The sequence below is a fragment of the Ruegeria sp. HKCCA6837 genome (genome assembly GCF_013034475.1).
In the GTDB taxonomy this organism is placed as follows: Bacteria; Pseudomonadota; Alphaproteobacteria; order Rhodobacterales; family Rhodobacteraceae; genus Ruegeria.
On sequence record NZ_WQGD01000001.1, the window covers coordinates 379,067 to 403,924 of the forward strand.

The 24,858-nt window shown below is 56.0% G+C and carries 21 protein-coding genes; 15 read left to right on the forward strand and 6 right to left on the reverse strand.

From position 1 onward, the window contains the following. Position 1: 1 nt before the first annotated feature. Positions 2-1,036: a LacI family DNA-binding transcriptional regulator gene (locus GOV91_RS01805; protein WP_171234233.1), complete on the reverse strand. Its 1,035-nt coding sequence runs from the start codon at positions 1,034-1,036 to the stop codon at positions 2-4. 136 nt (positions 1,037-1,172) lie between these two features. Between GOV91_RS01805 and GOV91_RS01810 the strand changes: the two genes are divergently transcribed. From GOV91_RS01810 to GOV91_RS01845, 8 genes are all read left to right on the forward strand, one after another. Then, a complete protein-coding gene (locus tag GOV91_RS01810; RefSeq protein WP_171174115.1) occupies positions 1,173-1,358 on the forward strand; it encodes a hypothetical protein in 186 nt (61 codons plus the stop codon). A 23-nt stretch (positions 1,359-1,381) separates the two neighbouring features. Beyond that, positions 1,382-2,527: a TRAP transporter substrate-binding protein gene (locus tag GOV91_RS01815; protein WP_171234234.1), complete on the forward strand. Its 1,146-nt coding sequence runs from the start codon at positions 1,382-1,384 to the stop codon at positions 2,525-2,527. A gap of 111 nt (positions 2,528-2,638) precedes the next feature. After that, entirely contained in the window at positions 2,639-3,151 is a 513-nt protein-coding gene (locus tag GOV91_RS01820) for a TRAP transporter small permease (protein ID WP_171234235.1), read from the forward strand. Between the two features lie 11 nt (positions 3,152-3,162). After that, on the forward strand, positions 3,163-4,491 hold the full coding sequence (locus tag GOV91_RS01825; protein WP_171234236.1) for a TRAP transporter large permease: 1,329 nt from the start codon (positions 3,163-3,165) through the stop codon (positions 4,489-4,491). 12 nt (positions 4,492-4,503) lie between these two features. After that, a complete protein-coding gene (gene hisD / locus GOV91_RS01830) occupies positions 4,504-5,811 on the forward strand; it encodes a histidinol dehydrogenase (protein ID WP_171234237.1) in 1,308 nt (435 codons plus the stop codon). Further along, complete coding sequence (locus GOV91_RS01835) at positions 5,804-6,565, forward strand: SDR family NAD(P)-dependent oxidoreductase (RefSeq protein WP_171234238.1); 762 nt, start codon at positions 5,804-5,806, stop codon at positions 6,563-6,565. The genes hisD and GOV91_RS01835 overlap by 8 nt, the downstream gene beginning before the upstream one ends. Next, positions 6,562-7,542: a zinc-binding dehydrogenase gene (locus GOV91_RS01840; protein ID WP_171174103.1), complete on the forward strand. Its 981-nt coding sequence runs from the start codon at positions 6,562-6,564 to the stop codon at positions 7,540-7,542. The genes GOV91_RS01835 and GOV91_RS01840 overlap by 4 nt, the downstream gene beginning before the upstream one ends. A 23-nt stretch (positions 7,543-7,565) precedes the next feature. After that, a complete protein-coding gene (locus tag GOV91_RS01845) occupies positions 7,566-7,979 on the forward strand; it encodes a universal stress protein (protein WP_171174101.1) in 414 nt (137 codons plus the stop codon). Between the two features lie 81 nt (positions 7,980-8,060). Here the strand turns inward: GOV91_RS01845 and GOV91_RS01850 are convergent, their stop codons facing one another. Then, positions 8,061-10,109: an ASKHA domain-containing protein gene (locus GOV91_RS01850; protein WP_171234239.1), complete on the reverse strand. Its 2,049-nt coding sequence runs from the start codon at positions 10,107-10,109 to the stop codon at positions 8,061-8,063. A gap of 206 nt (positions 10,110-10,315) precedes the next feature. Here GOV91_RS01850 and guaB point away from each other — a divergent pair, with 206 nt between their 5' ends. From guaB to GOV91_RS01865, 3 genes are all read left to right on the forward strand, one after another. Next, on the forward strand, positions 10,316-11,764 hold the full coding sequence (guaB, locus tag GOV91_RS01855) for an IMP dehydrogenase (protein WP_171234240.1): 1,449 nt from the start codon (positions 10,316-10,318) through the stop codon (positions 11,762-11,764). 74 nt (positions 11,765-11,838) lie between these two features. Then, complete coding sequence (locus tag GOV91_RS01860) at positions 11,839-12,996, forward strand: RsmB/NOP family class I SAM-dependent RNA methyltransferase (RefSeq protein WP_171234241.1); 1,158 nt, start codon at positions 11,839-11,841, stop codon at positions 12,994-12,996. Positions 12,997-13,106: 110 nt separating this feature from the next. After that, complete coding sequence (locus tag GOV91_RS01865) at positions 13,107-15,398, forward strand: ATP-binding protein (RefSeq protein ID WP_171234242.1); 2,292 nt, start codon at positions 13,107-13,109, stop codon at positions 15,396-15,398. Here the strand turns inward: GOV91_RS01865 and GOV91_RS01870 are convergent, their stop codons facing one another. After that, positions 15,399-15,992 carry a sulfotransferase family 2 domain-containing protein gene (locus tag GOV91_RS01870; RefSeq protein ID WP_171234243.1) on the reverse strand — a complete coding sequence of 198 codons (594 nt, stop codon included), beginning with the start codon at positions 15,990-15,992 and terminating at the stop codon, positions 15,399-15,401. It lies immediately after the preceding gene. A gap of 192 nt (positions 15,993-16,184) precedes the next feature. Here GOV91_RS01870 and recA point away from each other — a divergent pair, with 192 nt between their 5' ends. From recA to GOV91_RS01890, 4 genes are all read left to right on the forward strand, one after another. Next, positions 16,185-17,252, forward strand: a complete 1,068-nt coding sequence (gene recA / locus GOV91_RS01875; RefSeq protein WP_171174088.1) for a recombinase RecA — start codon at positions 16,185-16,187, stop codon at positions 17,250-17,252. Positions 17,253-17,433: 181 nt separating this feature from the next. Next, a complete protein-coding gene (gene alaS / locus GOV91_RS01880) occupies positions 17,434-20,106 on the forward strand; it encodes an alanine--tRNA ligase (RefSeq protein WP_171234244.1) in 2,673 nt (890 codons plus the stop codon). A gap of 1 nt (position 20,107) precedes the next feature. Continuing rightward, complete coding sequence (locus GOV91_RS01885) at positions 20,108-20,395, forward strand: DUF1330 domain-containing protein (protein WP_171089965.1); 288 nt, start codon at positions 20,108-20,110, stop codon at positions 20,393-20,395. Positions 20,396-20,740: 345 nt separating this feature from the next. Further along, positions 20,741-21,364, forward strand: a complete 624-nt coding sequence (locus GOV91_RS01890; RefSeq protein WP_253284715.1) for a transglutaminase-like cysteine peptidase — start codon at positions 20,741-20,743, stop codon at positions 21,362-21,364. Positions 21,365-21,486: 122 nt separating this feature from the next. Here the strand turns inward: GOV91_RS01890 and GOV91_RS22545 are convergent, their stop codons facing one another. From GOV91_RS22545 to GOV91_RS01905, 3 genes are all read right to left on the reverse strand, one after another. Continuing rightward, entirely contained in the window at positions 21,487-22,038 is a 552-nt protein-coding gene (locus GOV91_RS22545) for a collagen-like protein (RefSeq protein ID WP_217352008.1), read from the reverse strand. 300 nt (positions 22,039-22,338) lie between these two features. Next, positions 22,339-24,156 carry a translational GTPase TypA gene (typA, locus tag GOV91_RS01900; RefSeq protein WP_171234245.1) on the reverse strand — a complete coding sequence of 606 codons (1,818 nt, stop codon included), beginning with the start codon at positions 24,154-24,156 and terminating at the stop codon, positions 22,339-22,341. Positions 24,157-24,232: 76 nt separating this feature from the next. After that, positions 24,233-24,568, reverse strand: a complete 336-nt coding sequence (locus GOV91_RS01905) for a multidrug efflux SMR transporter (RefSeq protein WP_171234246.1) — start codon at positions 24,566-24,568, stop codon at positions 24,233-24,235. Positions 24,569-24,858 lie beyond the last annotated feature (290 nt).

Genomic DNA, 24,858 nt, shown 5'->3' on the forward strand with positions numbered 1-24,858 from the left:
TCTAACGGATCTGGTTTTCCTTTGCCCCGGTCAAAGAATCTCGCGCAACCAAGCGGGTGGATAGTTCAACGGAACGTCCGGGCGCGCTTGTTTCAATCATATGTATCAATTCCAATGCTGCTTTTTGACCCATTTCACGATGGGGGACATGAACCGTTGTCAAAGTAGGTGAAACTATACGGGCCAATTCGATGTCATCGAACCCGGTGATCGAGATTTCGTCAGGCACGCTCAGTCCCATCTCTTGCGCTTGGCGCATTGCGCCCACGGCCAGAACATCATTGCCACACAGAACCGCCGTCGGGGTAGGGGTTTGAGACATGAGATTCTTGAAAGCGTCGGCACCGCTTTCGATTTCATAAGTGGTTTCCACTACGATCAGGTCGTCTGGCACCAGTCCGCTTTCCGCCATCGCGTCTTTGATGCCAGCGATTCTCAACCGAGCACGGTCGTTGCCTTTGCTGATGCCTGAAATCGTGGCGAGACGTCGATGCCCAAGCGCGATAACTTGTTGTGCCAGGGTTTTCATCGCTTGCCGGTTGTCGAATCCGACCGAAGGTGTGCGGTTGCTTGGGTTGAAAGACCAAGCAACCAGCGCTGGAATCTTTTGCCGTTCCAGATAGTCATAGATCCGTTCTTCACGGTCATGACCGATCAGTAAAAGCCCGTCAGCGCCGCGCGCAACCAGAGTTCTGATCTGCTCTTCCTCGGCTTCGGGTTTGTAGGCAGAGCTTGAGACAAGCAGCGTGTAACCGCGTTTGTGAATCTCTTCTTGAAACGCCTGCAAACCGCGCGCAAAAATGGCGTTTTCCATCGTTGGAATGATTGCACCGATTGTGAAAGACCGCTTTGCCGCCATCACTCGGGCTGCAAAGTTTGGCGTATATCCCAGTTCATCAACCGCGCACAAAACACGCTGGCGCGTCGTTTCAACAACGCGTTGCGGATTGTTCAGACAGCGCGACACCGTGGCGGTGGAAACACCCGCAGCCTTGGCAACGTCATCCAGCGTCGGTGCGGATCGGTGCTTTGACATTTTCAAACTCTTAGTTCCGTTTGCCCTAAGTTATGCGTTTTTTGGGTGTGATGAAAGTGGTTATGTAAGCGCTTGCATTTATCATGTAAGCGCTTACAAATGAATTTGAGAGCCGATTCTATTGGGAGCCCCGAATATGTTTGTCGCTGCATCTGCTGTCGTTTTTGCGATCTACTTCGCCAACGTCGCCCTTGGTGCCTATGCGAACAGCGCGTTTCTTGGGGACGTTGGAGAGATGTTGGTTCTGTTCGCGGCGTCGATCTTGTTCGTTGTCGCAATTCTGAAAAAGGAAGCTGACCGCGACGCAACAAACGGTAGCTGAATTTTTGCTTGGGAGGGCAATTCATGAACAACGACAAGACCGAACTGGCGTCAGCCGAACGCCGTAATTTTCTAAAGCTGAGCGCAAGTGGTGCGTTCACAGCTGCCTTGGTAGCCGGGGCAGGCGGGGTGTTGTGGTCGTCCGAGGCCGCAGCGCAGACCGCTAAGGAAGAGCGCGAGCGCGAGCAAGCTGCAGACCATGTGATGACGGTCGCCACGGCCTACGTTCTGGGCGCCTCACGCAGCTATCCAATCATGCAGCTGGACCTGAAAGAGAACATCCAGAACGCCACTAATGGCAAAGTCTATGTCAAACTGGCACCGGGCGGGCAGTTGGGTGCTGGCGGTTCCCTCGTTCAGAAAGTGCAGGGCGGGACCATTCAGGCGGCGCAGCATTCGCTTTCGAACTTCGCGCCTTTTGCGTCGACTGTTGACCTGATCAACATGCCTTATCTGTGCGGTTCGAACCAGCGTTTTACCAATCTTGTCCATTCTGACACGTGGAAGAACGAAGTTCATCCCAAGGTCGAAGCTGCGGGCTTCAAGGCCCTGTTCTACGTTAACATTGACCCGCGTGTTGTCGCGGTTCGGCAGGGTGGCAATGCGGTCATCACGCCGGGCGATATGAGTGGCATAAAGTTCCGCGTTCCCGGCTCTAAGATGCTCCAGCAGTATTACCGTATGGTTGGTGCCAACCCGACGCCTGTTGCCTGGGGTGAGACGCCTTCGGCCATCAAGCAGGGTGTCGCGGATGCGCTTGACCCCTCGGTCGGGGCGCTGTTTGTCTTTGGCTTCAAGGACATCCTGAGCCATGTAACCTTCACACAGGCGGTTCCGGACAGTCAGGTTTATTCCTGTAACCTCGAGTGGTTCAACTCGATGCCCGCTGATGTTCAGGAAGGCATCATGTGGGGGTCTGAAATGACTGCGCATCAGAACCTCTCCAAAGTTCCGTCAGCACGTGCATACGCCATGGCCGAGTTGAACAAGGCAGGCGTCCAATTCCACTCGCTCAGCGAAGACCAACTGGCCGAATGGCAGGATGCGGGCGGCTATCAGAACGCCGATTGGGATCCGTTCAAGACCGAACTGGCCGGGTCGATGGAAAACTTCGAAAAGCTGGTCGAAGCCGCCGGAACGCAGGGCAAATACTACGTTCACGACGCCTAAGGCGCCATCCGTGGACGCCATCCGGGCGTCCACGATTGTTTTCTGCAGTCAGTCTGTTATCGGCCCGCCACGACGGGCGAGGGTCTGGCTGTGCTGTCGCCGGAGGATCAGATGGCCATTCTTCAAAACATTGACCGAAACGCAGAGCGTTGGCTGTTGCTGGTGTTCTACGTGATGCTGGTGATCACCATGGCGATCGAAGTGCTGCGGCGTGAGATCTTCGCTTACTCCTCGATCTGGGGCGAAGAGATCGTGCGCTATTCCTTCATCTACCTCGCCTGGATCGGGGCCGCCGCTGCGGTCAAGGAACGTGCGCATATCCGAATTGACGTCATCATGCATTACCTTGGACCGCGCCCCAAGGCGTTGCTTTATATCTTCGGCGATCTGGTGATGTTCGTCGTGGCCGTGATCGCGCTCTATTGGTCTTACGAGGCGGTTCATGTCTCGGCCAAATTCGGCTCGGTGACGGATGGTCTGCGGGTTTCCAAAGTCTGGTTCCTCATGGCCGTTCCAACTGGGTTTGCGCTGATGATCTGGCGGCTGATCCAATCCCTGATACGCGATCTGAAATGTCTGCGAGACGGCACCCCCGTCTTCGAAGGCGACAAGCTGTTTGACTGAGGAGAAATTGAATGCTTTGGAATTCCCTCAATCAAACCGTTGAACTCGGCTGGGATTTCTATGTCCCTGTAATTCTTTTCGTTGCTTTGATCGCCATGGCCGTGCCTGTATGGGCCGCTATTGGGTCGGCAGCTATTGTAATGCTGATCATGTCTGGCGACTTGCCGCTAAGCTTGGTGGGCGAAAGCCTTTTCACCGGTATCGATGCATTCGCGCTGACCGCTGTGCCCCTGTTCATCCTGACCGGAGACGTTCTGGTTCGTACAGGATTGTCGCGCAAGTTTCTGGACGTGGCCGAGGCGCTGACCTGCTTCGCCAAGGGCGGGTTCGGCTCGGCCACCGTGCTTGTCTGCGGCATGTTCGCGGCGATCTCGGGTTCGGACGCGGCGGGCGCTGCTGCCGTGGGCCGGATGACCATCAACCGTCTGGTCGAAAGCGGGTATCCGCGCCCTTATGCCTGTGCACTAGTGGCCGCCGGGGCCTGTACCGGCATTCTGATCCCACCCTCTATCGCATACATCATCATCGGCCTTGTTCTGGGTATTTCCGCCTCGACACTGTTTCTGGCCGCTCTGATCCCAGGACTGGCCATTCTGGTATCGATCCTGATCACCAACATCATCATGAATCGTCTATACGCCTATGAGGGCGGCGGCATGATGACTATGGGTGAATGGTTGTCCAACTTGGGCAAAGCCCTTAAATCAGGCTGGTACGCTTTCATCGTGCCGGGCATCATTTTCTACGGCATCTTTTCGGGCCGACTGACGCCGACCGAGGCCGGTGCGACCGCCGTGGTGGTCACCATCATCATGGGGTTTATTCTGCGCACGCTGACGCTGGCTGATTTCCCATCCATGTTGGTCAGCTCGGCGAAAGTGAACGGGGTGATCCTGCCCATCATCGCTTTTTCTGCGCCGTTGGCCGAAGCGCTGGCAATCATGGGCGTGCCCCAGGGGTTCGTGGCCTCTGTCACCTCTCTGACTGATGATCCTTACCTGCTGATCCTGCTTATGATCGGCATCTTGATCGCGGCAGGCTGCGTGATGGAGACGACGCCCAACATCGTGATCCTGGCACCGATCCTTAAACCCTTGGCCGACAATATCGGTATGAACGAGATTCAGTTCTGCATCATGATGATCACCGCGCTGGGTGTTGGTTTCATCACGCCACCGCTGGGTCTGAACCTGTTCGTTGTGTCTGGCATTACCGGCGAGTCGATTCTGAAGATTGCCGCCCGGGCCGTGCCTTTCGTATTGACCATGCTGATCGTGGTGCTCTTGATCGCCTACGTACCAGCTGTCTCGACCACCTTGCTTCCCGAAATCTACCAATAGGACCTTTGCAACATGCCCCGTGACTATCTGAAAAAGGCAACCCTGACGGCGCAGTCTCATGCGACCGAGGTGCATGATACGGTCAAGACAATCCTGTCTGATATCGAGACCGGAGGCGACGCCAAGGCATTGGAATACGCCGAAAAATTCGACAAATTCGACGGAAATGTCCTGATGACCCAGGACGAAATCGACGCGGCCATAGCGTTGGTGCCCGAGAAACTAAAAGCCGATATCCGCTTTGCCCATGACAATGTGCGTCGCTTTGCCGAAACACAAAAGGCCACTGTGTCGGACGTTGAGACCGAGATTGTGCCCGGAGTTGTGGCGGGACAAAAGGCCATACCCGTAGATGCGGCAGGGTGCTACGTACCCGGCGGGCGCTACAGCCATATCGCCAGTGCGATCATGACTGTAACCACGGCGAAGGTTGCCGGGTGCCGCCATATTACCGCCTGCTCTCCGCCCCGTCCGGGCGAAGGGGTCGCGCCAGCGATCGTCTATGCGGCCCATATTTGCGGGGCCGACAGTATTCTGGCGATGGGCGGCGTGCAAGGCGTGGCCGCAATGACCTATGGTCTATTCGGCCTTCCACGCGCTAACATCCTTGTTGGGCCGGGCAACCAGTTCGTGGCCGAGGCCAAGCGCATTCTCTACGGCAAAGTCGGTATCGATATGATCGCAGGACCAACTGACTCCCTGATCCTGGCCGATAGCAGCGCAGATGCACATGTGGTCGCCACAGACTTGGTCAGTCAGGCTGAGCATGGGTATAACTCTCCGGTTTGGCTGGTGACGGATGATCGTGCTCTGGCTCAGAAAGTCATGGACCTGGTGCCGCAGCTGATCGACGATTTGCCCGAATTGAATAAGGAAAACGCTGCAGCCGCGTGGAGGGACTATGCCGAAGTCATCGTCTGCGACAATCGCGAAGACATGGCTGCGTGTTCCGATGAATACGCCCCCGAACACCTGACCGTGCAGGCCGAGGATCTGGATTGGTGGTTGGACCGGCTGACTTGTTATGGTTCGCTGTTTTTGGGTGAGGAAACTACTGTATCCTACGGCGACAAAGCCACCGGAACCAATCATGTTCTGCCGACCTCTGGCGCGGCCAGCTATACCGGTGGTCTGAGTGTGCATAAATACATGAAGATCGTAACGTGGCAGCGGGCAACACGCGAAGGGTCAAAGCCCATTGCCGTTGCAACCGCGCGGATTTCTCGGCTGGAAGGGATGGAAGGACATGCGCGCGCCGCAGATGTGCGTCTGGCCAAGTATTTCCCGGATGAGCAGTTCGATCTGACCGCAGATGGATGACCCGCGTGCTTTGTTTGACCTGACGGGCAGGGTGGCTTGTGTCACCGGCGCAAGCTCTGGACTGGGGCGGCAAGTGGCACACGCGCTTGCAGCCGCAGGCGCGCAGGTTGTTGGCGTGGCTCGACGCCAAGATGCGTTGGCGCAGCTGCAAGCCGAGATTGGGTCTCGGGCCGCTTCGGTGGAAGCCGATGTTGCTGATCGTGACGGAATTGAGCACGTGGCGGAAGCCGTCAGCGCCAAGTTCGGCGCGCCCGACATTTTGGTACATGCGGCTGGGCTAAACACGCGTGAGGTCGCCGATGATGTGACGCCAGAAGGGTGGGACGCCTCGCTGGCGGTGAACCTCAGCGCACCGTTTTTTCTAAGTCAGGCCATGGTGCCTGCGATGAAAGAAAAGGGGTGGGGGCGCATTGTCAATTTTGCTTCGCTGCAAACAACGCGCGCGTTTCCCGGCGGTATCGCCTATGGTGCAACCAAGGCGGGGATCGGGCAATTGACCCGGGCGATGGCCGAGGCATGGTCGCCCTTTGGCATTACTGCAAATGCCATCGGACCGGGGTTCTTCCCCACAGAACTGACGCAGGCCGTGTTCGATGACCCCGAGCGTGCCAAGCGGAATGCGGCGCAAACCTGCATCGGACGCAATGGTCGGATGCAGGATATCGACGGACCGATTCTTTTCCTGTGTTCACGGGCCTCGGACTATGTGACCGGGCAGGTTTTGATGGTGGATGGGGGGTTCACAGCCAAATGAAAGCACTGGTTTACAAAGGTGTAGAGCAGATGGAGTTCGGGGATGTGCCGAATGCAGTACCCGATGCATCTGAACATCTGATCCGGATTGAAGCCGTAGGCATCTGTGGATCAGACATGCACGCGTATCTTGGCCATGATGCGCGGCGACCGGCTCCTTTGATCCTTGGCCATGAGGCCGCCGGGGTGATTGTCGAGGGTCTTCGCGCAGGAGATCGCGTGACGATCAATCCGCTGGTGAGCTGCGGTCAATGTCCAGCCTGCGTGGCAGGTCGTGAAAATCTGTGCCCGGATCGTCAGATCATTTCAATGCCACCACGCGAAGGGGCCTTTGCGCAGTTTGTCTCGATGCAGGACAGAAATCTGGTTGTTGTACCGGATCATGTCTCGTTTGCGAAGGCCGCTTTGGCCGAACCACTGGCCGTCAGTTGGCATGCGGCGCGGCTGGCGCTGGAAGCGTTGCACCCGGCGATGCCCCGTCGCGCTCTGGTCATTGGCGGCGGCGCGATCGGGCTTGCCGCCGCATTGGCCTTGCGTGCGATGGAGGTCGAAGATGTCACAATTGCAGAACCCAATGCCTTGCGCCGGACTTATCTGCAGAAGGTTGAGGACTTCAAAATCGCGGACGCTGCGATTGGAAACTTCCCGCTCGTTATCGACGCTGTGGGATATGCGGCAACACGATCCGTCGCATCAGCTGTCGCAGACCCCGGCGGCGTGATTGCGCATGTTGGTCTTGGCGAAGACACCGGCGGTCTGGACGTGCGTCGCATGACGTTGCAAGAAATCACCTTCATCGGCACATACACCTATACGGCTAAGGATTTCCGCCAAACGGCAGAAGCGATCTTTGACGGACGGCTTGGTGCGTTGGACTGGGCAGAGGAACGTGCCCTGGCCGACGGAGCGCAGGCATTTCGTGATATCCGCTCTGGTGCTGTGGCCGCTCCCAAGATTATCCTGAGACCCTGGGCATAGTCCCGCCAGATTTGGAGGCCTCGATGTATAAAAAAGTTCTTGTCCCTATGGCATTGGATCACGGCATATCGCAGCACACGCTGGAAGTTGCACGTGCATTGTCGGAAAACGGGTCCGACATAATCGCGTTGCACGTTTATGAAATGCCGCAGGGGTCTGTCAGTGCCTATCTGGACAAATCCCTTGTCGCAGAAGGTTTTGAACGAGCGCGACTGAAATTGCTTGAAAAAGTCGAGGGCCTTGAAGGGGTGAAGTCCGAAATCGTCAAAGGCCATACGGCCCGAACGATCATTGATTATGCCACAAGCCAGGGTGTCGATTGTATCGTCATTGGTTCTCACCAACCGGGGTTGAGCGACTATTTCCTAGGATCGACAGCTTCGCGCGTTGTTCGTCACGCGCCGTGCGCCGTGCATGTGCACCGCGGTTTGACTTGATTTCTGGCATTGACGGCCATTGAACTTGGAAGTTCTGCAAGGAACGACCGGCTAACGTAAGCCGGTCGCTCCAATGCATGATTACCCGCGACGCCGACGGCGACGACCACCACCGGCTTCGGCGTCGGCACCGCCGGTATTGAAGCTTGGGTTGGGCAGCCTGACAACCTGCGCCAGTTCCGGGAATGGATCAGTTTTGTGTGGAATCGCGTTGGCCGCGACGAAGTGATCCTGGAACTTTGGTTCGATAGCGGTTTCAATTTTCGTGATCTCGCGTACGACGCGTTCAATCTCAGTCCGTGCTGCGATATTGCACAGTGCAATACGTGCGCCTGTACCAGCGGCATTACCCGCGCTGGAGACCTTGTCCAGCGGCGCATCCGGGATCATCCCCAGAACCATCGCGTGCTTGGTCGAGATATGCGCCCCAAACGCTCCGGCCAGAACCACACGATCGACACGGTCGACATCCATCTCATCCATCAGCAAACGCGCACCGGCATAAAGCGCCGATTTTGCCAGCTGGATCGCGCGGATATCGCCTTGGGTGACGGTGATGCGCGGGCCACCTTCGGCGCTGGCGTCGTGGATCAGATAGGCATGGGTTCGTCCTTCGGGGACACAGCGTGCTGTGCCAGTCTGCTCGGCCGAGCCAATCAACCCGCTTTCGTCCAGCAAGCCTGCAATGCGCATTTCGGCAACGGCCTCGATGATGCCGGAACCACAGATGCCGGTGATGCCAGTGGTTGCGATATCAAGGTCAAACCCGTCCTCATCCGACCATTTCTCGGATCCGATCACGCGAAAGCGGGGTTCTTTTGTGACTGGGTCGATCTCAATCCGCTCAATTGCGCCGGGGGCCGCACGCTGGCCAGAGCTGATCTGAGCGCCTTCAAACGCAGGCCCGGTGGGCGACGAACAGGCCAGAACGCGGCTGGTGTTGCCCAACAGGATTTCCGCATTGGTGCCAACGTCGACGATCAAAACCAGGTCCTCGGATTTGCCTGGTTCTTCTGACAGCGCCACGGCGGCGCAATCCGCGCCCACATGGCCCGCAATACAAGGAAGGATATAAACCTGCGCGCGTGGATTCATGGTCGTCAGATCCATGTCACGCGCGGGCAGGGACATGCTCTCCGAAGTTGCCAGCGCAAAAGGTGCTTGCCCAAGCTCAACCGGATCCAGCCCCAACAGCAAGTGGTGCATGACCGGGTTACAAACAAATACGGTTTCCACGATCAGGGATGCGTCGATCTCGGCCTCTTGGGCAATTGAGGTCGTCAGATCGTTGATCGCTTCGCGTACGGCCTTGGTCATTTCCTGATCGCCACCAGGATTCATCATCGAATATGAAACGCGGCTCATCAGGTCTTCGCCAAACCGGATCTGCGGGTTCATCAGACCCGAGGACGCCTTGACCTCACCCGTTTCCAGGTCGGTCAGATGGGCTGCGATGGTGGTCGAGCCGAGGTCGATTGCCAAGCCATAAAGCCCGCCTTCATGCAGGCCCGGCCAGATTTCGACAATGCGGGCAACGCTGTCGTTGTGGCCCTTATGAACGGCCACCGTGGCCTCCCACTTGCCCTTGCGCAGAACGGGCTGAAGCTTGGACAACAGCGACAGATCGGCCGTGACAGCTTCGATCTTCCATTGCTCGCGCAGGGCACGTTCCAAACGCTCAAGATCCCCGGTGGGCGAGTGCATGTCGGGTACTTCGACGACCACGAAATACAAGCGTGTCGCGGGATCCATGGTGATAGCACGCGCCGCCGCTGCTTTGCGTACAACTTGACGATGCACCTGGCTTTCGGGAGGGACGTCGATCACCACATCGCCTTGCACCGACGCCTGACACCCCAGACGACGGCCCGGTTTCAGACCACGTTTATCGTCATAGCGCTGTTCAACCGCGTTCCACTCGCTCAGCGCGTTTTCGGATACGGTGACACCATGCTTGGGAAATTCGCCATAGCTGGGTGTGATCTGGCATTTTGAGCAGATACCACGCCCGCCACAGACCGAATCCAGATCCACACCCAACTGGCGGGCCGCAGTGAGAATCGGGGTCCCGACGGGGAAGTGTCCGCGTTTGCCAGAAGGCGTAAAGACTACAAGAGGATCGGTGGTCATCAGTGACATACCTTTTCATATTCGCGCGTATGGGGCGCAAGATATGATGTTGAGCGCAAAGGGAAAGGGCTATCAGCGGCACGATTTGCTCAGCTAGCGGCGTTTTCTGCACAGCGATGGCTCAGAGTTGCGCTGGGGGGCTTTCCCTTTGGTTAAATCCATGCGATAGGGTCGCCGTCAAACGGGCTTTTGCATGGGGTTTTCAGATGCAGATTCGTGAGGCACTCACCTTTGACGACGTTCTCCTGGTTCCGGGCGCATCTTCTGTGCTGCCGGCAACGGCGGATACCACCACGCGGGTGACGCGTGAAATTACAATGAACATCCCGCTGCTAAGCTCAGCTATGGATACTGTGACCGAAGCCCGCATGGCCATCGCCATGGCACAGGCAGGTGGCATCGGGGTCATCCACAAGAACCTTTCGGTCGAAGAGCAGGCCCGTGAAGTGCGGCGTGTCAAACGGTTTGAATCGGGCATTGTTTATAACCCGGTGACATTGCGCGCGGATCAGACGCTGGCGGATGCACAGGCCTTGGTGGAACGCTATAACTTCACCGGCTTCCCTGTTGTGGATGCGGAAGGTCGTGTCGTGGGTATCGTGACCAACCGTGACATGCGCTTTGCAACATCGGACGATACTCCGATCAAGGCGATGATGACGGCTGACAATTTGGCCATGCTGCAAGAACCCGCTGATCTGGAAGAAGCCAAAAGCCTTATGCGGGCACGACGCATCGAAAAGCTGCTTGTGGTTGACGGTCAGGGGAAACTAACTGGCCTTCTGACGCTGAAGGACACAGAACAGGCCGTCCTGAACCCCACCGCTTGCAAAGATCGGCTTGGTCGTTTGCGAGTGGCTGCTGCAACTTCGGTGGGTGATGCAGGATTTGAGCGGTCCGAACAGCTGGTTGATTCCGGCGTCGACATCATTGTGGTCGATACGGCGCATGGTCATTCTCAGGGTGTTCTGGACGCAGTCAAACGCGCAAAAACCCTGTCGAATGAGGTTCAGATCATCGCAGGAAACGTCGCCACGGGCGAGGCGACCAAAGCGTTGATCGATGCGGGTGCTGATGCCATCAAGGTCGGTATCGGCCCTGGGTCGATCTGTACGACGCGCATGGTGGCGGGTGTTGGCGTGCCTCAGTTAACTGCTATCGGAGATTGCGCCGCCGCAGCGGGTGACGTTCCGGTCATTGCAGATGGGGGCATCAAATTCTCGGGCGATTTTGCCAAGGCAATTGCGGCGGGGGCCTCCTGCGCCATGGTCGGCTCGATGATTGCAGGCACCGATGAAAGCCCGGGCGAAGTCATTCTGTATCAGGGTCGTTCGTTCAAATCCTATCGTGGGATGGGCAGTCTGGGTGCCATGGCACGCGGATCGGCTGATCGTTACTTTCAGAAGGACGCGGCCAACGACAAACTGGTACCGGAAGGCATCGAAGGGCAGGTGCCCTATAAAGGGTCTGCCAGCGCAGTGATTCACCAACTTGTGGGCGGTTTGCGCGCAGCGATGGGGTACACGGGGTGTGCGACCGTTGAAGAGATGCGCAAGAACTGCGGCTTTGTCAAAATCACCGGTGCAGGCCTTAAGGAAAGCCACGTGCATGATGTTCAGATTACACGCGAAAGCCCCAATTACCGGGTGATGTGATCTGCTGACCTGTTGCATGCGGCGCCCAGATACGGGCGCCGTTTTGCGTTCACTAACACCTTAAGGAAGTCGACATGACCCCGGCAGCTCGTGTTCAGGCCGCGATTGAAATCCTCAACGAGATTCTGGACGGTGCTCCGGTTGAAAAAGCGTTGACCGGATGGGCCCGTCGCAGCCGTTTTGCGGGCTCAAAGGATCGCGCGGCAGTACGGGATCACGTTTTTGACGCCCTGCGATGTCAGCGGTCCTTTGCAGTACTTGGCGGCGACGACACCGGACGCGGTTTGATGATCGGAGCGATCCGGGCACAGGGTGGTGATGTTTCCGAAGTGTTCACCGGCGACCGTCACGCGCCTGAGCCGGTGCTACCCACAGAGACGCCACGCGCCTTCCGGTCCGACGCCGAACGGCTTGATATTCCCGAATGGCTTTGGCCTCGATTTTTCGCCTCGTTAGGGCCTGACACACAGGCGTCGGCCGAGGCCTTGCGGTCTCGCGCGCAGGTACACCTGCGGGTGAACCTGCTGAAAACTGACCCGGTGTCTGCGATTGCCGCTCTCCTTGCGGATGGTGTCACGGCTCAACCACATCCGTTTTGCACAACAGCTTTGGAAGTGACTGATGGCGCGCGTAAGATCGCGCAAGGTCGTGCCTATCAAGATGGGTTGGTGGAGTTGCAGGATGCGGCCAGTCAGGGGGTTGTTGCAGCGCTGGATCTTCAGCCAGGCATGCGTGTTCTAGACTATTGCGCCGGGGGTGGCGGCAAAGCGCTGGCTATTGCCGGGCATGAGGGGGTAGAAGTCTTAGCCCACGATGTAAATGCGGGGCGCATGCGTGACCTTCCCGCTCGAGCAGAACGCGCGGGAGCCAACGTCAAGATATTGACTTCAAAAGATATTGCTGAACACGAGCCCTATGACATCGTGCTGGCTGATGCACCCTGTTCCGGCAGCGGATCATGGCGGCGTGCACCTGCTGGAAAGTGGTCGTTGACCGAAGAACGCTTGCATGACCTCACGCTTGTTCAGGCAGGTATTCTGGAAAGCATTTCCCCCTTGATCCGATCAGGCGGCGTTTTGGCTTACGCTACTTGCTCGGTCCTGGTTGACGAAAACGGGGCTATAGTCGATGACTTTTTGCAACAAAACCCCGAATGGACAGAAACGTTCCGCAAATCATGGCAGGTCACACACGGGTCTGATGGTTTTTTCACCGCGCACTTGACGCGCTGACCTTTCGGCAAATAACAACCTTAGGTAGAATTTTGCTTTTCGCGTTTTGTTAAGCGCGCGTTAACCATTTGTGCTGTTACTGCCAATACCTTTGCCCTTGAGCCTATTTAATGCCTGATACTGCCGCTTTGTTACGCGACCCTACTGCTGCCCATCAACCCTCAGCGATGCGCGTAGGATCGTTGCTGGTGTTGGCTATATTAATCACGATAGCACCTTTCACAGATTTGGTACCGCCCGACTGGGGCGCAGGCCTGAAAGTGGCGGGGCTCTCTCTGCTAGGTGTTCTGCTTTGTTTCGTAGCCAAAAAACAGGCGGAGCTCAGATTCGAACTGCGTAGCATTTCCATTATGCGCTTATTTTCGGAACTAGAAGATGCTCCGGTTCTAGTTGCCAACGGGTATGGTGATATTCTGCTTGCCAATACGCACGCACAAAGGCGGTTTGGTGCCGAAGCCGGAAAACCACTGACCTTGTGCCTGCGGTCGACACTTTCGAACCCGCAAGCAGTTTTGTTCAGGCTGCAATCGCAGGCACATTCGAACGGTCGTGCTAACGAGGAATTTCCCAGCAATGCCAACATGTTGGCCGTAACAGTTTTCCGATTGAGCCCCGAGGTATATTGCTGGCGCTTTCAGGAATGCGACGACAAAAGCTGCCGAGAGTTAACCATCCCGGTTCTTTCCGTTGGACGCAAAGGTGAAATCCTGCAGTTCAATTCTGTCGCCGTAAAGATGTTTGGGGCTGATCTTGTCGCCATTCAGGACCTGTTTTGTGGTAGGACACCAAGTGTGGGGGCGATCAACCAGGTTCGAACCCGCAATGGTGTGGATTCGGTTGCCGTTGCCGAATTGTCCTCATCCGGGTTGCATCGGCGATTGGGATTGATCCCTATACAACTGTCTTCACCTCCCGGGGCAGGCGCGTCGATTGAGGATCTACCAGTGCCAATCCTTAACTTGACTTCGGATGGCACAATTCTTGGCACTAACAGGCTGGCTGCAAAGCTCTTGGGGAAAGACAGCCTCAAGGGAACCTGCATCAATGAAATTATGCGGGGGCTGCGCATTCCACTTCGCGATTGGCTGGCGCAAACGGCTTCGGACGAAGACGTGCCGCGATCAGAGTTCCTGCAGTTGATCCGGGATGACAAAGAGGTCTTTGTGCAAGTCACTTTGAGTAAAGCTGCGATAGAGGGCAAGGCGGGTCTGATCGCCGTCTTGAATGATGCCACCGAGCTGAAAACACTGGAGGCGCAGTTTGTCCAGGGCCAGAAAATGCAAGCCGTGGGACAGTTGGCCGGCGGCGTCGCGCATGATTTCAACAACCTGTTGACGGCAATCTCGGGTCATTGCGACTTGTTGCTGCTGCGGCATGATCAAAATGACCCAGATTATGGAGATCTGGTGCAGATCAATCAGAACGCCAACCGCGCAGCAGCATTGGTCAGCCAGCTCTTGGCGTTTTCCCGGAAACAAACGCTAAGGCCCGAAGTTCTTGATCTGCGCGACACGATTTCGGACCTCATTCACCTTTTGAACAGATTGGTGGGCGAAAAGGTTCAGTTGACGCTCAGCCACGATCCAGTTCTCAAACCGGTGCGCGCTGACAAGCGGCAATTGGAACAGGTTTTGATGAACCTTGTGGTCAATGCCCGAGACGCGATGCCTGATGGTGGCGAGATTCGCATTGAGACTGAGGTCATGCGTCTGTCACACCCTCTCAGCCGAGATCGTGCAACGGTGCATCCCGGAGAATATGTAACGGTAAAAGTGGTGGACAGCGGCTCAGGTATACCGGCTGACAAGCTGCAAAAAGTGTTTGAGCCTTTCTATACAACGAAACGCACGGGTGAAGGCACTGGGTTAGGGCTTTCGACCGTTTATGGCATTGTGAAACAAACCGGAGGTTTTATCTTTGTCGACAGTGTGATGGGGCGTGGTACAGAGTTCACGGTCATTTTGCCGATTTGCACCGCCGCTGACGAGGTCGAAGAAAAAACTTCTGACCAACCCGACCCACAAAGCACGCGGCAAGGCGAAGGGGTTGTGCTTTTGGTCGAAGACGAAGCGCCGGTACGCGCCTTTGCAACGCGCGCATTGCGTTTGAAAGGCTATACGGTGCTTGAAGCGGACTCGGCGGAAGAGGCGCTCAGATTGCTTGAGGATACCACTTTGAATGTGGATGTCTTTGTAACCGACGTGGTTATGCCGGGTATGGACGGGCCAACCTGGGTGCGCAAAGCGCACGAAACACGCCCGGACGCGCGGGTCGTGTTTGTCTCGGGCTATACCGAGGGCGCGTTCGGCGAATCTGGACCGGGTATCGCTAATTCGACATTCCTGCCCAAACCGTTCTCACTTAATCAACTGACCGAGGCCGTTTTTCAACAATTGAACTGATTACAACGCCGCATCGTGGATCGCGAATTCGGCGGCGAACCTGTTGCGGAATCGGTTTTCCGTATCTTTTGACAAGTTCAGGTCTCCGGCAGGCGACACGTTTTCAAGCGGCAAGTCGATTTCCATGTTTAGCCGTGTCTGCAGGAATTCCAGAATCCGGGTTTGGTTTTCGTATTTGAAGATATGCGTAGCACCACGACCGTTGCTGCGGGTGCGGAAGAACTGGCTTTGGCTGCCAACATCGGCGAACTCGGGACGCTTGTCTTGCATATAGGCTTGGACGAAAGCGTCGAAACTAACATCATGTGTGGAATGAGGGTGTCCAATCAGGTCATCGCGGTTGCGAAACCGATACCAACTGCCCAGCCAGTCGATGGGTTCACGGACGACGGCCATTATTTCCATTTCTGTATCGTACATTTTCAGGAAGATGTTCTGAAAAAAACGATCAAATCGGCGCACCGGCGCATGTTTCAACTCAGGAGGATGTGTCACAACAAAATCCGCGCGGTCACGCAATGCACTGTGATACGCCGTGCTGCCGGTTTTTGGAACGGCAAGAAAAGCCAGACGTTCTTCATAAAAAACAAGCATATATCGCGTTCCGCTTCCATCTGATCCTCTGAGCAGATTGTCGTAAACGACTCTTTAACACAATTGCAGAAGAGTGAGTTCTGTAAGTATTAGTTGAAATGTTCTCTTTTTGGTCCCATAAGGAACAAGAGGCGAACAAAGCAGCGATTGCCGCCCGATCAAGGGTGTGACAAAAGGGAAGGCGACAGGACAATGGCGGATCTTCTGACAATGAGCGACAAGAAAAACGCAGACAAGCAAAAGGCGCTCGACAGCGCACTGGCCCAGATCGAACGGCAATTCGGTAAGGGTTCGATCATGAAGCTGGGCGAAGGTGCCAAGCAGGATATCGAAGCAAGCTCGACCGGCTCTCTGGGACTGGATATCGCGCTGGGAATCGGTGGTCTGCCAATGGGGCGGATTGTTGAAATTTATGGCCCGGAAAGCTCGGGCAAAACGACTCTGACGCTGCACTGTATTGCCGAACAACAAAAACGTGGAGGTGTGTGCGCCTTTGTTGATGCAGAGCACGCATTGGACCCGCAATATGCTCGCAAACTGGGCGTCGATTTGGATGAGTTGCTGATCTCGCAGCCGGACACTGGTGAACAGGCACTGGAAATCACCGATACGCTGGTGCGTTCGGGGGCGGTCAACATGGTCGTGGTCGACTCGGTGGCCGCTCTGACGCCGAAATCCGAGCTGGAAGGCGATATGGGCGACAGTAATGTTGGCGTTCAGGCCCGTCTAATGAGCCAGGCGATGCGTAAGCTGACGGGTTCGATCAGTCGTTCGAACTGCATGGTGATCTTCATCAACCAGATCCGGATGAAAATCGGCGTGATGTTCGGCAGCCCGGAAACCACCACCGGTGGTAACGCGCTGAAATTCTACAGCTCGGTGCGTCTGGATATCCGCCGCATCGGTGCGATCAAGGATCGGGATGAGGTTGTCGGCAACCAGACCCGCGTCAAAGTCGTCAAGAACAAGGTTGCGCCGCCGTTCAAACAGGTCGAATTCGACATCATGTACGGCGAAGGCATCTCTAAAATGGGTGAGCTGCTGGACCTCGGTGTCAAAGCAGGCGTGGTTGAAAAGTCAGGCTCATGGTTCAGCTATGGCGATGAACGGATCGGGCAGGGGCGTGAAAATGCCAAGCAATACTTGCGCGACAACAACCGGATCGCATTTGAGATCGAAGATAAGATCCGCGCCGCGCATGGGTTGGATTTCGATATGCCTCCGGGTGCTGCTGAGGATGACGATATCCTGGAAGCTTAAAGGCCGCAGAACGGAGCAAGATCATTCGGTGGGTTTCGTTTCAAACAGAATAGGAAACTCCTGTAACAAGGCGGTCCATAGGATCGCCTTGCCGCATTCTGGCACACCTCTGCTGTGGACACTTTTCTGACAGGGGGATAAACCTGCGGAGACCAAGATTTATGTGCGCCGAGAGAGCCCAATGCCAACCCTGAACGATATCCGATCGACCTTTCTGAATTACTTTGAAAAACAGGGGCATGAGGTTGTGGCATCCAGCCCGCTGGTTCCACGCAACGACCCAACGCTGATGTTCGTGAATTCTGGCATGGTCCAGTTCAAGAACCTGTTCACTGGTTTGGAAACCCGCGACTACACACGTGCCACAACCGCCCAGAAATGTGTGCGGGCCGGTGGCAAACATAACGACCTCGACAATGTGGGCTATACCGCGCGTCACCACACGTTTTTCGAGATGCTGGGTAACTTTTCCTTTGGCGACTATTTCAAGCATGAAGCAATCCCGTTCGCTTGGAACCTGATTACCAAGGAATTCGGCATAGACAAAAACCGCCTGCTGACCACCGTCTATCACACCGATGACGAAGCGTTTGAGATCTGGAAAAAGGTCGGTGTTCCCGAGGACCGCATCATCCGCATCGCCACCAATGATAATTTTTGGCAGATGGGCCCGACCGGTCCCTGCGGACCGTGCACCGAGATTTTCTATGACCATGGCGATCACATCTGGGGAGGCCCTCCGGGATCGGCCGAAGAAGATGGTGATCGTTTCATCGAAATCTGGAACGTCGTCTTCATGCAGAACGAGCAGTTCGAAGATGGTTCGATGGTCGAACTGGACATGCAGTCCATTGACACTGGCATGGGGCTGGAGCGGATCGGTGCGTTGTTGCAGGGCAGCCATGACAACTATGACACTGATCTATTCAAAACCCTGATCGAGGCGTCTGCAGATGCGACCGGCGTGGATCCCTATGGGGATCAAAACGTGCATCACCGCGTCATTGCGGACCACCTGCGATCGACCTCGTTCCTGATTGCCGATGGCGTCATGCCCAGCAATGATGGGCGCGGTTACGTTCTGCGGCGGATCATGCGCCGTGCCATGCGCCATGCGCACCTATTGGGGGCCAAGGATCCGGTGATGCACCGCCTTGTTCCAACGCTGGTGCAGCAGATGGGCGGGCATTACTCGGAACTGACGCAGGCCCAGCCCCTGATTGAAGAGACTTTGTTGCTTGAAGAAACTAAGTTCAAGCAAACACTGGATCGCGGCTTGAAGCTGTTGGATGACGAGGTAGCCGGGCTTGCCGAAGGCGCGCCTTTGCCAGGGGCTGCGGCCTTCAAACTCTATGACACCTATGGCTTCCCGTTGGACTTGACGCAGGATGCGCTGCGCGAGAAGGGTCGCGCCGTGGATACCCACGGGTTTGATTCTGCGATGGCAGAGCAAAAAGCCAAGGCGCGGGCGGCTTGGGCCGGGTCCGGCGAAGCTGCAGATCAGGCCGTGTGGTTTGATGTCTTAGATACGGCAGGTGCGACAGATTTCTTGGGCTACGAGACCGAGAAGGCCGAAGCGCAGGTTGCCGCGTTGGTCGTGGAAGGCACTCTCGTCGATGCGATCAAGGCCGGTGGCAGCGGCTGGGTTGTCGTGAACCAGACCCCGTTTTATGGCGAGGCCGGTGGTCAAATCGGTGACACCGGAGAATTGCGCCGCGTTGATGATCGCGACGACCTAAGCCGCGTGGATGACACCAAAAAGTTTGCCGATGGCAAAGTCTATGCGCATAAGGTTACAGTCGAAAACGGCACACTCTCCAAAGGGGACGCGGTCGAGCTTGAGGTCGATCACGCCCGCCGATCCGCCATTCGGGCCAACCATTCGGCCACACACCTGCTGCACGAAGCGTTGCGGGAGGCGCTGGGGGATCATGTGGCGCAGCGCGGCTCGCTGAATGCGGCGGATCGCTTGCGGTTTGACTTCAGCCATTCCAAAGCACTGAGCCTTGAGGAAATCCAAAAGGTCGAACGCGAAGTGAACAGCTTCATTCGCCAGAACTCAACCGTCGAAACCCGGGTCATGACACCCGACGACGCGCGCGAACTGGGGGCGCAGGCGCTGTTTGGAGAGAAATACGGCGACGAAGTACGTGTTGTCTCGATGGGCAAGGCCCCGACCGGCAAGGGACAGGATGGTGAAACATGGTCGATAGAACTGTGCGGCGGTACTCATGTGCGCCAGACAGGGGATATCGGCACTTTTGTGGTACTGAGCGACAGCGCCAGCAGTGCCGGTGTGCGCCGGATCGAAGCGCTGACCGGGGACGAGGCCAACCGTTACCTCTCGGCCCAAGATCACCGGCTTGCTCAGGTGGCGCTGGAACTGAAAGCGCAGCCAGATGACGTGGTCGCCCGTGTGAAAGGACTGTTGGACGAACGCAAATCCTTGCAGAACGAAGTAGCTCAACTGCGTCGCGATCTGGCAATGGCCGGAGGCGCCGGACAGGGCGGCGGGGCTGATGCGCGTGACGTCAACGGTGTAAAATTCTTGGCCCAAACGCTCAGCGGAGTTTCGGGTAAGGATCTTCCCGCGCTGATCGACGAACATAAAGCCCGTCTTGGAACCGGTGCCGTACTGCTTATCGCAGATACCGGTGGAAAGGCTGCGGTTGCAGCCGGTGTGACCGATGACCTGACCGGAACCGTTTCGGCGGTGGATCTGGTCAAGGCAGCGGTTATTGAGCTGGGTGGCAAGGGCGGCGGTGGTCGACCCGATATGGCCCAGGGCGGCGGCAAAGATGCTTCGAACGCAGATGCCGCGATCAAAGCCGCAGAGCAGGTATTGGGAGGATAAGATGGCTGCACTCTGGATTGCACATGTCACGGTCACGGATGCCGAGGCTTATGGGAAATACGCCGAGCTAGCCGGGCCAGCCATTGCCAAACATGGTGGTGAGTTTATCGCTCGGGCCGCGCGATACGTTCAGTTGGAAGGCAAAGAGCGTCCGCGCAATGTGGTTGCCCGGTTCCCTTCGTTAGAATCAGCAGTCGAATGCTACAATTCCGATGAGTATCAGCAGGCGCTGAATCACGCCCGCAATGCCAGCGAAAGAGAGTTGGTTGTGGTCGAAATCACCGAATAGGTGTGTGCCCGTAGACCGTTTGGCTGATTTCAGCGATTTTCAGCTTACACATTACGCGCGTATCTGGAAAACAGCCCGCTTTTGCGGGCTGTTTTTATTTTGTTATGATTACAAATGCTTACGGACAACTCTTCACAATTTTCCGTTGATGGATCCGCAAGATTGTGGCGGTCCTTTGGCAATTCCTGCTCGAAATTGTCAAATTAAGGAACGAAATTTCGCCCTTTTTCATTTGCACGTTCTCAATGATTGCGACTGAGGATCGTTAAAGGATAGTTTCCAAAAGTGGAATATGGTCCTTGAGTATCGGCAGTCGTTGGAACGATACTGTCTCGGGGAATGGGCATGACATCAGTGATCAAATCGACCAACCGCCGGTTTGCAAAGGCTTTGACCTCTGCTGTATGTGCTGTTGGTCTAAGCGCCATGTTCCTTGCATCGCCTTTTGGGACAACAGATGCCCAAGCATCTGAAGGTCGCTTTATTCCCGCTGTCGCTTCATCGCCGCCACCGAGCGGGGCAAGAAATCTTTGCAGCCAATATCGGTGGGCGTGCACAGCAAAACGATCTGCGGCACTTTCCAGTCAGTCGGAAATGCAGATTGTGAAGCAGGTGAACCGACGTGTGAACGCCTCGACCCGAGAAGTCACTGATCAGTCGCAGTACAAAACAAGAGAGTTGTGGGCATTGCCAACGACCAGAGGTGGCGATTGCGAAGACTTTGCACTGCTCAAGAAGCGGGATTTGATAAATGCGGGGGTGGATCCGAACAAATTGCTGATTGCCACCGTTCTGGATACACGCCGAACCCCTCATGCGGTCCTTATATACCGTTCAGCCAACGGTGATTTAGTTTTGGACAATTTGACCAATCGCATCAAGCCTTGGAAAGCAACGCGGTATCTCTTTCTCCGCATGCAGGATCCGAACCAACCCGGTCGTTGGGTAGGTGTCTACGGGCGGAGCTAATTGGTTAGCTTACGAAAACATCTGTTTCACTCTGAATGTGTGGGCATTGATCGCCTCAGCGCCCACACGTCCGGTGCATTTGTTTTCGACCGCAGCACCCCCAAACATCAAGTGACAGGTCCCTAGCGTAGAACTTCAGGCTCTTCCTGTTCGGGTTCCTCCTGCTCGGGCTCTTCCTGTTCAGGCTCTTCTTGTTCCGGTTCACCTTGTGGGTCGGGATCGTTTTGCGGACCGGGATCACTTTGTTGGCCTGGATCACCTTGTGGACCAGGATCACCCTGCGGACCGGGATCACCTTGTGGGCCATCACTGTCGGGTGTGTCACCAAATCCGCCAAAGCCGTCGGTTCCGGTGCCTTCATTTGCCGGCCCATCGCCCGCGCGTGTGTCCGACGCTCCAACTGATGCCGTTGGAAGGTCTGTCAGCAGATCCGCAAGCGGAGAGCATTCGGCACCCAGACGGGCCACGATTTCATCGAAGTCCGCTCGGCGCTGAATATACCGCAACATTCCAGTGGTCACAGCATCACATTCGCACAAGACTGACGGCGACCCTGCGGATTGACGGGCTGTTTTCACGGTACACGTTCCGCTTGCAAACGCATCGCTGACAGGCAAAACAAAAACCGCAGTTACGGCAAAAAAGACTGGTAACTTAAGGGAACGAAAAACCATCATTAACTCCTCGGAACTCGGCACCTTACACGTGCATTCCTATGCACCATTTAAACTATTATGTGAGTGAACGACGTCACACTTCGGGCACATTTACACCTTTAGATCGACTTATTCGCAAGATGTGGTCGGGGCGAAAAGTCCAAAAATAATACAACCCATGAAAGAAAACCCTATCTTTTCAAGAAAAAGCCGGGCGATTTACCCGGCCTTTCAAAAATCGTTTTTTGATCAAGTGGAAGCAAAAATGCCACAGTTATGCCATTGTTTCCCATTGAGCCGGTCACAAGTGCAGGTTGTTCAGGCCGATTTGGCCATCCGCTTGCGCTCATGTGGGTCCAGGTAACGCTTTCGCAGACGGATTGCGTTGGGTGTTACTTCGACAAGTTCGTCGTCGTCGATATAGGCAATGGCCTCTTCCAACGAGAACTGAACGTGGGGTGTAAGACGGACCGCATCGTCTGAACCACTTGCACGCACGTTGGTCAGTTTCTTGCCTTTCAGCGGATTGACCTCCAGATCGTTGTCGCGCGAATGCTCTCCGATCACCATGCCCTGATAGACATCGGTCTGAGGGCCTACAAACATGCGGCCGCGCTCTTCCAGATTCCAGAGCGCATAAGCCACGGCCTGGCCGTTTTCCATCGAGATCAGAACGCCCGCGCGACGGCCCGGGATTTGACCTTTATGTGGGGCCCAGTCGTGGAACACACGGTTTAGAACACCTGTGCCACGTGTATCCGTCAAAAACTCGCCGTGATACCCGATCAGACCGCGCGAAGGTACATGCGCGATGATGCGTGTTTTGCCAGCACCAGCAGGGCGCATTTCGACCAACTCACCTTTTCGCGCACCTGTAATCTTTTCGATGACCGAGCCAGAATACTCATCGTCCACGTCGATTGTGACTTCCTCGATCGGTTCCAGCCGCTGGCCGTTTTCTTCGCGGAACAAAACCTGTGGGCGCGAGATACTGAGTTCGAAACCCTCGCGGCGCATGTTCTCGATCAGAACACCCATTTGCAATTCGCCGCGGCCGGCAACTTCGAACGCTTCACCGCCCGGCGTGTCGGTGATCCTGATCGCAACGTTCGATTCGGCTTCTTTCATGAGCCGGTCTCGGATGACGCGGGACTGAACCTTTTTACCGTCGCGGCCAGCCAACGGAGAGTCGTTGATACCAAAGGTCACGGTGATGGTTGGCGGGTCGATGGGCTGCGCGGGCAGCGCCTCTTCGACCTGCGGCGAAACCAGCGAATCCGCCACGGTTGCCTTACTCATGCCTGCAATGGTTACGATGTCACCAGCTTCGGCTACGTCGATGGGCTGTTGCGCCAAGCCGCGGAATGCCAGGATTTTCGAAGCGCGGAAATTTTCGATCAGCGTGCCGTCGCGGCTAAGGGCCTTCAGGCTGTCGCCCGCCTTCAAAGTGCCGCTTTCGACGCGACCGGTCAGAATGCGGCCGATGAACGGGTCGCTGCCAAGGGTCGTGGCCAGCATCCGGAACGGTTGGTCTTTTTGATCGACCTGCTTGGGGGCAGGGACGTGATCGACGATCAGATCGAACAGTGCGCTTAGATCCTTGCGGGGACCGTCCAGTTCCATATCCGCCCAGCCAGAACGGCCCGAAGCATACATGGCCGGAAAATCAAGCTGGTCGTCATCGGCGCCAAGGTTGGCAAACAGGTCGAAACATTCGTCAAGAGCGCGGTCAGGCTCGGCATCGGGTTTGTCGACCTTGTTCAGAACTACGATCGGGCGCAGACCCAACGCTAGCGCCTTGGAGGTCACAAACTTGGTCTGCGGCATAGGGCCTTCCGCGGCATCGACCAGCAGAACCACGCCGTCGACCATGCTGAGAATCCGTTCAACCTCGCCACCGAAATCGGCGTGACCGGGAGTGTCGACGATGTTGATGCGGGTGCCATTCCATTCGACGGATGTTGCCTTAGCCAGAATGGTGATTCCGCGTTCGCGTTCCAGGTCATTGCTGTCCATGGCTCGTTCTGCCACAGCTTGGTTTTCCCGGAACGCACCGGATTGTTTTAGAAGCTCATCCACCAGGGTCGTTTTGCCGTGGTCCACGTGAGCGATGATTGCGATGTTGCGCAGGTCCATGAGAGGTCAGCCTTTGAACGGGAAGTTGTCGCGCGCATAACGCGGCGCGGCAAAATATACCAGCCCTAACCGCAGATCAGTGGCCAGCAGTCTTCGAAAACAAGTGAATGATCAGAATTCCGGCCAGAATCATGGTCAGTCCAAGTATTGCAGGCCAATCCAGCTTTTGACCGAAAACCACAAACCCGATGAGCGCGATCAGAACAATGCCCAGGCCGGACCAGATTGCATAGACAATGCCCACGGGCATGGATTTCAGGGTTAGTCCCAGCAAGTAGAAAGCAACACCATATCCCAAAATGACAAGAACGGACGGCCAAACCCGGGTGAACTGCTGGCTCGCCTGTAGGGCGGTTGTGCCAATGGTTTCCGCCATAACGGCCAATAACAAAAACAGATAGGCTTGAGGCATTGCAGTCTCGCGGGGCTATAGGGTTTCAGCACCTCGAACACAGAATGTGTGGACAAGGCAAGGTCAGTCTCAAAGTTTAACTTCCGTCGGGTCAGGTATACCTTACTGTTATCAGCCTAGAATAAGTGTAAGATAATCCACATATTTTATTAATTGTTAATGAGTTTTGTTCGATGACGACATTCGCAAAGTCGATCGTTTTTGTTTCTGGTCTGATAGTGGCAGTTGGGTGGCTTGCTGACGGGGGGTCCGTCGAAAATGAAGCAGCCGGTGTGGTTCAACAGTTTGAT

Excerpts from the sequence above, each read along its gene's own strand:
- GOV91_RS01810 (WP_171174115.1), top strand. The coding sequence starts at position 1,173 with ATGTTTGTCGCTGCATCTGCTGTCGTTTTTGCGATCTACTTCGCCAAC.
- hisD (WP_171234237.1), top strand. The coding sequence starts at position 4,504 with ATGCCCCGTGACTATCTGAAAAAGGCAACCCTGACGGCGCAGTCTCAT.
- GOV91_RS01870 (WP_171234243.1), bottom strand. The coding sequence starts at position 15,992 with ATGCTTGTTTTTTATGAAGAACGTCTGGCTTTTCTTGCCGTTCCAAAA.
- GOV91_RS01820 (WP_171234235.1), top strand. The coding sequence starts at position 2,639 with ATGGCCATTCTTCAAAACATTGACCGAAACGCAGAGCGTTGGCTGTTG.
- GOV91_RS01835 (WP_171234238.1), top strand. The coding sequence starts at position 5,804 with ATGGATGACCCGCGTGCTTTGTTTGACCTGACGGGCAGGGTGGCTTGT.
- GOV91_RS01905 (WP_171234246.1), bottom strand. The coding sequence starts at position 24,568 with ATGCCTCAAGCCTATCTGTTTTTGTTATTGGCCGTTATGGCGGAAACC.
- recA (WP_171174088.1), top strand. The coding sequence starts at position 16,185 with ATGGCGGATCTTCTGACAATGAGCGACAAGAAAAACGCAGACAAGCAA.
- typA (WP_171234245.1), bottom strand. The coding sequence starts at position 24,156 with ATGGACCTGCGCAACATCGCAATCATCGCTCACGTGGACCACGGCAAA.
- guaB (WP_171234240.1), top strand. The coding sequence starts at position 10,316 with ATGCAGATTCGTGAGGCACTCACCTTTGACGACGTTCTCCTGGTTCCG.
- GOV91_RS01805 (WP_171234233.1), bottom strand. The coding sequence starts at position 1,036 with ATGTCAAAGCACCGATCCGCACCGACGCTGGATGACGTTGCCAAGGCT.
- GOV91_RS01865 (WP_171234242.1), top strand. The coding sequence starts at position 13,107 with ATGCCTGATACTGCCGCTTTGTTACGCGACCCTACTGCTGCCCATCAA.
- GOV91_RS01890 (WP_253284715.1), top strand. The coding sequence starts at position 20,741 with ATGACATCAGTGATCAAATCGACCAACCGCCGGTTTGCAAAGGCTTTG.
- GOV91_RS22545 (WP_217352008.1), bottom strand. The coding sequence starts at position 22,038 with ATGGTTTTTCGTTCCCTTAAGTTACCAGTCTTTTTTGCCGTAACTGCG.
- GOV91_RS01815 (WP_171234234.1), top strand. The coding sequence starts at position 1,382 with ATGAACAACGACAAGACCGAACTGGCGTCAGCCGAACGCCGTAATTTT.
- GOV91_RS01840 (WP_171174103.1), top strand. The coding sequence starts at position 6,562 with ATGAAAGCACTGGTTTACAAAGGTGTAGAGCAGATGGAGTTCGGGGAT.
- GOV91_RS01825 (WP_171234236.1), top strand. The coding sequence starts at position 3,163 with ATGCTTTGGAATTCCCTCAATCAAACCGTTGAACTCGGCTGGGATTTC.
- GOV91_RS01845 (WP_171174101.1), top strand. The coding sequence starts at position 7,566 with ATGTATAAAAAAGTTCTTGTCCCTATGGCATTGGATCACGGCATATCG.
- GOV91_RS01860 (WP_171234241.1), top strand. The coding sequence starts at position 11,839 with ATGACCCCGGCAGCTCGTGTTCAGGCCGCGATTGAAATCCTCAACGAG.
- GOV91_RS01885 (WP_171089965.1), top strand. The coding sequence starts at position 20,108 with ATGGCTGCACTCTGGATTGCACATGTCACGGTCACGGATGCCGAGGCT.
- alaS (WP_171234244.1), top strand. The coding sequence starts at position 17,434 with ATGCCAACCCTGAACGATATCCGATCGACCTTTCTGAATTACTTTGAA.
- GOV91_RS01850 (WP_171234239.1), bottom strand. The coding sequence starts at position 10,109 with ATGACCACCGATCCTCTTGTAGTCTTTACGCCTTCTGGCAAACGCGGA.